The organism is Vibrio aestuarianus, from assembly GCF_012395185.1.
Classification (GTDB): domain Bacteria; phylum Pseudomonadota; class Gammaproteobacteria; order Enterobacterales; family Vibrionaceae; genus Vibrio; species Vibrio aestuarianus.
Genome location: NZ_JAAZTU010000067.1, coordinates 1 through 6,240, shown reverse-complemented (window position 1 = coordinate 6,240; position 6,240 = coordinate 1). Strand labels below are relative to the sequence as shown.

The 6,240-nt window shown below is 33.3% G+C and carries 7 protein-coding genes and 2 pseudogenes; 6 read left to right on the top strand and 3 right to left on the bottom strand.

The window, feature by feature from the left end; translation table 11 throughout:
• Positions 1–814, top strand: a pseudogene (locus HGG78_RS18195) (Eco57I restriction-modification methylase domain-containing protein); the annotation flags it as partial.
• A gap of 58 nt (positions 815–872) precedes the next feature.
• Here HGG78_RS18195 and HGG78_RS18190 read toward each other — a convergent pair.
• A complete protein-coding gene (locus tag HGG78_RS18190) occupies positions 873–2,498 on the bottom strand; it encodes an N-6 DNA methylase (protein ID WP_172533752.1) in 1,626 nt (541 codons plus the stop codon).
• Positions 2,488–2,676 carry a hypothetical protein gene (locus HGG78_RS18185; RefSeq protein ID WP_065979674.1) on the bottom strand — a complete coding sequence of 63 codons (189 nt, stop codon included), beginning with the start codon at positions 2,674–2,676 and terminating at the stop codon, positions 2,488–2,490. Before HGG78_RS18185 ends, HGG78_RS18190 begins: the two co-directional genes overlap by 11 nt.
• A gap of 230 nt (positions 2,677–2,906) precedes the next feature.
• On the opposite strand from HGG78_RS18185, the pseudogene HGG78_RS19085 reads away from it, so the two are divergent.
• Positions 2,907–3,357: pseudogene (locus tag HGG78_RS19085) on the top strand (cation:dicarboxylate symporter family transporter); the annotation flags it as partial.
• 58 nt (positions 3,358–3,415) lie between these two features.
• Here HGG78_RS19085 and HGG78_RS18175 read toward each other — a convergent pair.
• The gene (locus HGG78_RS18175) at positions 3,416–3,829 is read right to left on the bottom strand and encodes a hypothetical protein (protein WP_172533751.1); all 414 of its coding nucleotides are present in this window, start codon (positions 3,827–3,829) and stop codon (positions 3,416–3,418) included.
• A gap of 358 nt (positions 3,830–4,187) precedes the next feature.
• Between HGG78_RS18175 and HGG78_RS18170 the strand changes: the two genes are divergently transcribed.
• The 4 genes from HGG78_RS18170 (at position 4,188) to HGG78_RS18155 (ending at position 6,207) form a co-directional block, all read left to right on the top strand.
• The gene (locus HGG78_RS18170; protein ID WP_172533750.1) at positions 4,188–4,460 is read left to right on the top strand and encodes a hypothetical protein; all 273 of its coding nucleotides are present in this window, start codon (positions 4,188–4,190) and stop codon (positions 4,458–4,460) included.
• Positions 4,453–4,716, top strand: a complete 264-nt coding sequence (locus HGG78_RS18165) for a hypothetical protein (protein WP_172533749.1) — start codon at positions 4,453–4,455, stop codon at positions 4,714–4,716. The genes HGG78_RS18170 and HGG78_RS18165 overlap by 8 nt, the downstream gene beginning before the upstream one ends.
• Positions 4,717–4,876: 160 nt before the next feature.
• Positions 4,877–5,308, top strand: a complete 432-nt coding sequence (locus tag HGG78_RS18160) for a hypothetical protein (protein ID WP_172533748.1) — start codon at positions 4,877–4,879, stop codon at positions 5,306–5,308.
• A gap of 128 nt (positions 5,309–5,436) precedes the next feature.
• Positions 5,437–6,207, top strand: a complete 771-nt coding sequence (locus HGG78_RS18155) for a hypothetical protein (protein ID WP_172533747.1) — start codon at positions 5,437–5,439, stop codon at positions 6,205–6,207.
• The last annotated feature ends 33 nt before the right edge of the window (positions 6,208–6,240 follow it).

Sequence of the window (6,240 nt, the reverse complement as noted above, 5' to 3'; positions counted from 1 at the left end):
TGGTATTGAATACCACATTGAAAAAGAATTGACTCGTCCTTATTTTGAAACTAATCGTTCAGGTGATGATAGTTTCTATACTTATAAAGATATTGAGCCTAATTCCTTTGTGGTTTATCCATATAAAAAAGTAGGCGAAAGAATTCGATTTATCGAATACGATTATCTGAAATGTCACTACCCTAAGTTGTTTGAGTTTCTACATATTGTAAAAGTTCATTTGAATGATAAGAAACGCTCTATTAAGCCAGATCCAACAGGACCCGAAGAATGGTATAGATACGGACGTAGCCAAGCGTTAGAGAACTGCGATGTTGACCAAAAGTTGATTGTTGGTGTTCTGTCCAATGGCTATAAATACTGCATTGATAATCATAGAACTTTTGTTTCTTCTGGCGGCACTGCGGGCTATAGCATTATCAACGTCCCTAATGACGTAAAATACTCTATCTACTATATCCAAGCGGTTCTTACATCAAAGTATCTTGAATGGTTTGCTTCAATTTACGGTGAGATCTTTAGAGGTGGATTTGTTGCTCGTGGGACAAAGGTTCAAACGAGAATGCCTATACCGACTATTGATTTTGACCAACAAAAGCAGAAAGCAACACACGATAAGATTAGTCTACAACAACAGTCTTTGAATAGATTGTATGGCCAAGTTCAAAAAGCAGGTGATAGAGAAAAAATCATACTCGAAAGGCAATTTGAACAAGAAAAAGCCAAAATGGACAATTTGATTAAGAGTCTCTTTGACTTGGGGGATTTAGATTCAGAAATCCCAACAGTTGAAGACCTTTACAAAAGCCTATAAATGTCCAAGATAAAATCAATGCAGCATGTTAGCTGCATTGATTCCCATTCTTATATATCTACTTACGTAATCTTCTGTCTCTGAGCTTTTTCCATATCTCTACAAGCTTTTCATTCTCTTCTTGAGTAAAACCAAGCTTATCTATGATTAAAGAACCTTGTTGACGAATCACACTCTCTATTTGACCTTCTTTGATCAGCTGATTGAGTTCATCAACATTATGTTCTAGCCCCTCAACAATAGGTATATACAATTTTTCTATCTCTGACGGAACAAGTTCTAGAACACCGCCACCGTAAAACCGCCCCTCTAATTCGGCAGTAATAGCAGTTAGAGGGTTCAAAAAACTACAAACTAGGTTTTCAGGGTTTGTAACAGTCGAAGTGATTCTATAAGCAGTATCAGTTGTGTATGCGCCAACTTTGTTATGAATTAAGCGTGGTGCATCGTGACAACGTTTTAGCATACCTATTTCTGTGCTGTAGACAGAAGGAACTTTAAACCAAGGCTTGCGTATACGGCACTTATAACGCTTGTGATACTCTTCTGCTTCGCCTATTGCTATGTAGCTTTTTACTCTTTCAGAAAGGTCTTCATACTCTTCATTTATATATAAGAAATTGGTCGGTAAACTTTTATTTTGATTTTCAATATGTTGCTGTTCATCATAGATGATACCAGGGCAATGTTGGCTTCTACCGAACATTGGGTGAGAAAACTTTTCTAGCTCATACGATGCAACTGTTTCATTATCTACAAGGAAATACTTGTTAGCACCAGTTACTATACCAACATCAACTTTGGCTATATCTTTGAACTTACGAACATCAGTATGAGCGATTACTTTTTTAATTAGCTTAAGCTCGTCAATATCAAGAGTCGCTTTAGTCCACTTTCCTTCAACTGTTTCACCGTTGATTCCAACCGTGTTATCAAAGAGAACATCTGGATCATCTTGAAGGAATTCAAAACCACTAACACTTACAATACCAACACCTTGTGACGGGTCATCAGAATCTTTCTTTTTCTCTGCGAGAATAATCACCGCACCTTGTAACGTGCCTTCAAACCAAATTTCTTTAGGGTCGATAATCAAAATCTTAGAGCAAATATGACCAAGATAGCTTCTCAATGACTGAGCGTGCATTACGTGACTAATCTCAGAAGGTATGACCATACCTAGTCTTCCACCATCTTTAAGAAGAGCTAATGAAGATAGTATGAATGGAACCCAAGCATTAGTGTGTTTGGTAAATTTCAAATCCAGTTGCTCGAAGACTAATTGAGCTTGTTCTTGAAAATTTTTCTCTAAAAACTGATAACGAATAAACGGGGGATTACCTAGCACGCCATCAAAAATCGGTTGTTGTTTATTAAGCTGTTCATTCGCCCAAACAAGAAAATCACCTTCTGTTACGGTCGCATTATCTAGGTTGTTCAATTTACAACGTTCAAGAGCCAGAGCAGCCTCTGTATCAAACAATTCAAAGCAAGATAACTCGATACTAGAATCACAATCATTATTAGCTACAGCTTGAATAAACACACCATCCCCACAACTTGGTTCAAGTATGGTTTTAGGATTCTTGCTTAATACCCACTTTGTTACATAATCAGCTAGATTTTGTGGTGTATAATAGCCACCTCTCAGTTTTTGTGAGGTTTGATCTGCTTTAAACTTCATCGTCTACCTTCGAAAAGCTTTGAATTAGCTCAGATTTTTTTTCTTTAATGTGTTTTTGTGCTTTGTCTACGAACCAATCTTTCAACGTTTGCTGTTCCATCGCAAGAATGGAATAAAGAGCTTTCTTTAGTTCAGGTTCAACTTCGAGGACTATGCGTCCTGATTCACCCTTTGCCATACGAGCACCTATGTAATGTTAGTTATGTTACATAGAATACATTGGTTTGGTTTGGACCTAAAGAGAAAATGGAAGCAAATTCCTATAAGTTATTAAATGAACAGACCATTTCAGTAATATACTAAAAACAAACCCAATTATTACAGTGGTTTTACTTAAGTTTGATTGTAAATTGAACACTACTTTTTATCTTTTGAAATTGCGTATGCTTAAATATTTTAGTCTAAAGCATTTTAAATAAGGTAATGATTATTGCTCCTTTAAGTGTGTTCGGACTAATGGCTGAATCCGTAGGAACGTTTGGTTTTGGCGCATTGATGATCGTATTCAAACTATTCGTAGTTTATGTTGCGACTATACTTATCTTCGGTTTCGTTGCTTATACATTAATGGTTCAAATCTGCACTAAAACTTCCGCTAAGAAGTTCCTAGTTGCAATGAAGAAACCACAAGCTGTTGCTCTATCTACTGCATCTTCAATGGCAACTCTTCCAGTTACAATGGATACTGTTGAAAACGAGCTAGGTGTTAAAAATTCTACTGCTTCTTTTCGCTCTTGACCGTATCTTTGACATGATACGAACTGCTCTAAACATCACTGGTGATGCTGCTTGTGCGGTGATCATTGATGCAATTGCGGAAGAAGAAATAGAGATAGAGATGAAGAAGCAAGAAGCTTGATTTTTACCTTTAGTAACCGCTAAAAACTTTAATGCCACTCTTTTGAGTGGCATTCTTTTTAATGTATGTGTTGTTTATCAACCTGAATTTTATACTTATGATGAATATCTTGTATTAGTATATCTATAATGTTTTCACCGATAACGCCAGCGTCATTTTTTACGTTCATTTCGTTGGTGTTAAAGATGTAGACTAAATCAGCTATAAAACTTTTCATTTCTTTTTCTGAAAGATGCTGTAAGTCTACATTCATACTATCTCTTACTTCATAAGCCATGACAACACTTTTCAAAGAATCATTTTCATCCATTAGTTTTTCTATCTTTTCAATTGATTCAAGTAAACTTTCGGTTGCCTCTGATAAATCATCTTTATAATCATTCACTTCTATAACTCTATTTTTATACTTGTCTTTTAGAATCAAATATTTTCTTTCTAACTTTTTTAATTCTGTTTTTTCTGATTTGTCCATAATATATTTCCTTTTGTTGTTATGTCCTTCACTTACATTAACAACATACATTCATTATAAATCAAATATATCAACACAGATATATTGAAAAAACCAACAACACAAAGAAGAATCCAACCAAAGAAAACAAAAAAATAATTAATTAAAAAATAACTATTCAATGAATAACATCCTTCAACAATCCTAATAAATTTGAATATTTAAGATATTTTTCCCGAAATGAAAAAATAATTCCATTTTAAAAATCCCCATTTTACAAGTAAAAATGAGCGTAACAAAAATCATTGTGATATTTTTCATTTACATATTAAATTGGCCATATATCATAAAAGTATCAAAGAAAAACAAGGAGCTTACAATGAAATACGCACAATTACTTAAATCAAAATTAGCAGAACAAGAAGCACAAATCTTAAATTCAGTAGAAAAGCACAAAGCAATGATTCAAGCATTTCCAATGTCAAAAAGAGAACAAATCAATTCTGTTTGGAATGACATTTACGAAAACAATAATGTTCTAGAAGATAAAAACAATTTGTCTGACGTTGAATATTCTGAGTTAAAAAGAATTCAAGCATCAACGTTTGAAAAATTCGAATCAGCTTTAGATAGGGAGAATGATTATGGATGACTTACTTGAAATTCTATCAGCATTAGCACAACAAAGAATCAGATTGATAGAAACTTACAGAACAATAAAACATTACTTAGATTGTGGATATTGCTCAATAGTTGAGATAAAAGAAGATTTGAAAGAGCTAGTTTTCGTAACAGATAACGTAATACAGGATATATGCTCAAACAACAAACTAAATTTAAATGATTTTATAGCACTAACAAATCATCAGAACGATACGATTGAAATAATAATAAATGAACTTTCTTAAGCCTTGTAACCAAGGCTTTTTATTTAGCATTAAAATATTTTTTATTTACAAACAAAAAAAACATGCTAAAAATTATTATTGCAAACAAATAAAAGGTTAAGGAATTTAAATTACAGGATGTAATACAAGGATGTTCCGTTTGCAAACAAAGGAGAACAATATGATAAGCAAGATCACACTATCAGCAAATGCGAAATGTTTTAATTTTTACACAGATGAAACATTTATTTTTGATCATGAGTTCTTAGAAAAACTAGAAGTAACAATTGTTGATAATGTTACTTTTGAAACAAATCACTTAAAATCATTTCATTCAAACGACCCTGAAAGCCTATATGACCTTGCAGAAGAAATATCACTTGATAACCCGACCTTTTCAGAAAGAGCCGTCAGGCATAGTCTAAACCACGCTTACAGCACTCTAACAGATAAGTATGACTTACAAGTATCTGTTCTAAATTCTGAAAGTAATGAGCATCTAATCTATGGTGATACGCTTGATTTGCATTCACTGAATCAAAACGAGTTTGAACGATTCATCCATAGCTTTCAAAAAGCCCCAATTTCTAACAAACTTTTTTGTTCTATCTAGTAATAGAGATTGTAGATAAACTCTTTAAATACAAACCCTTTCAACGTTACAATGTTTTATTTTGTTCCTTTTCATTTACATACTTAAATTTACTGATACATTGACAGTAACAACAAAAGGAATTAAAGATGATAAACATAATTAGATCTGTCGGTGATACAGACAACGACTTAGAAAATTATATAGTAAAGCTTACCGCCCTACTTGGCACGAAACGCCCTCAGTTCGCCTCTGTGCTGCGAAAACTCATAGAATCCAACTGTGTTCACGAACATTCAATTTCAAGCTCTGACATACGTGATTATCTATCAAAAAAAGATACTCCAAGTGAACAAGCAACCGCATTAAATCAGTTTAAAAATGTTGGTATTAAAACAGGTATTTTCTCATCAACAAGCGCAACAGGCGTTATGTTGAATCAGTCGCTATTTTCGGCTGATGGTGTAGGTTTCAATAGTTTCATAATTACTTACGAAAAGTCGGTTAAGACGATTTCTAACCCAGCTCTAAATTCTGATTATAGTGTTTCTGCTTCATTCACTTCTGATGATTATCTGAATGATTTACTCAACCTGATCAGGATTGGTAAGCCAGCTAGAGATAAATCACTTTTGAAAGTAATTCAAATGTTCGATGATAAAGGAAGAATCAACATTACTTTTGGTCATGGTAGTTTTGGCAAGATGTGTGAAGAAGTCGGTTTGAAGAATAACAGAGCATTAAGAGACAAAATAGAATTAATGGTTTCTAATAATATTTTCAAAAGAGATAAGAATCATTTGCAGTTATCGAGTTCATTAATCTTATCAAAAGAATGGTTTAATGACTTAGAAAATCATCAACATTCTTTACTTGTAGAATTTAAAAACAAGAAAATAAAAATCAAGACCTTGGAGTAGGTCTTTTTTTATACATAATATACATCCATACAT

What these genes read in the sequence shown, in the direction of transcription:
- HGG78_RS18190 (WP_172533752.1), bottom strand. Translation starts at nt 2,498, where the DNA reads ATGAAGTTTAAAGCAGATCAAACCTCACAAAAACTGAGAGGTGGCTAT.
- HGG78_RS18185 (WP_065979674.1), bottom strand. Translation starts at nt 2,676, where the DNA reads ATGGCAAAGGGTGAATCAGGACGCATAGTCCTCGAAGTTGAACCTGAA.
- HGG78_RS18175 (WP_172533751.1), bottom strand. Translation starts at nt 3,829, where the DNA reads ATGGACAAATCAGAAAAAACAGAATTAAAAAAGTTAGAAAGAAAATAT.
- HGG78_RS18170 (WP_172533750.1), top strand. Translation starts at nt 4,188, where the DNA reads ATGAAATACGCACAATTACTTAAATCAAAATTAGCAGAACAAGAAGCA.
- HGG78_RS18165 (WP_172533749.1), top strand. Translation starts at nt 4,453, where the DNA reads ATGGATGACTTACTTGAAATTCTATCAGCATTAGCACAACAAAGAATC.
- HGG78_RS18160 (WP_172533748.1), top strand. Translation starts at nt 4,877, where the DNA reads ATGATAAGCAAGATCACACTATCAGCAAATGCGAAATGTTTTAATTTT.
- HGG78_RS18155 (WP_172533747.1), top strand. Translation starts at nt 5,437, where the DNA reads ATGATAAACATAATTAGATCTGTCGGTGATACAGACAACGACTTAGAA.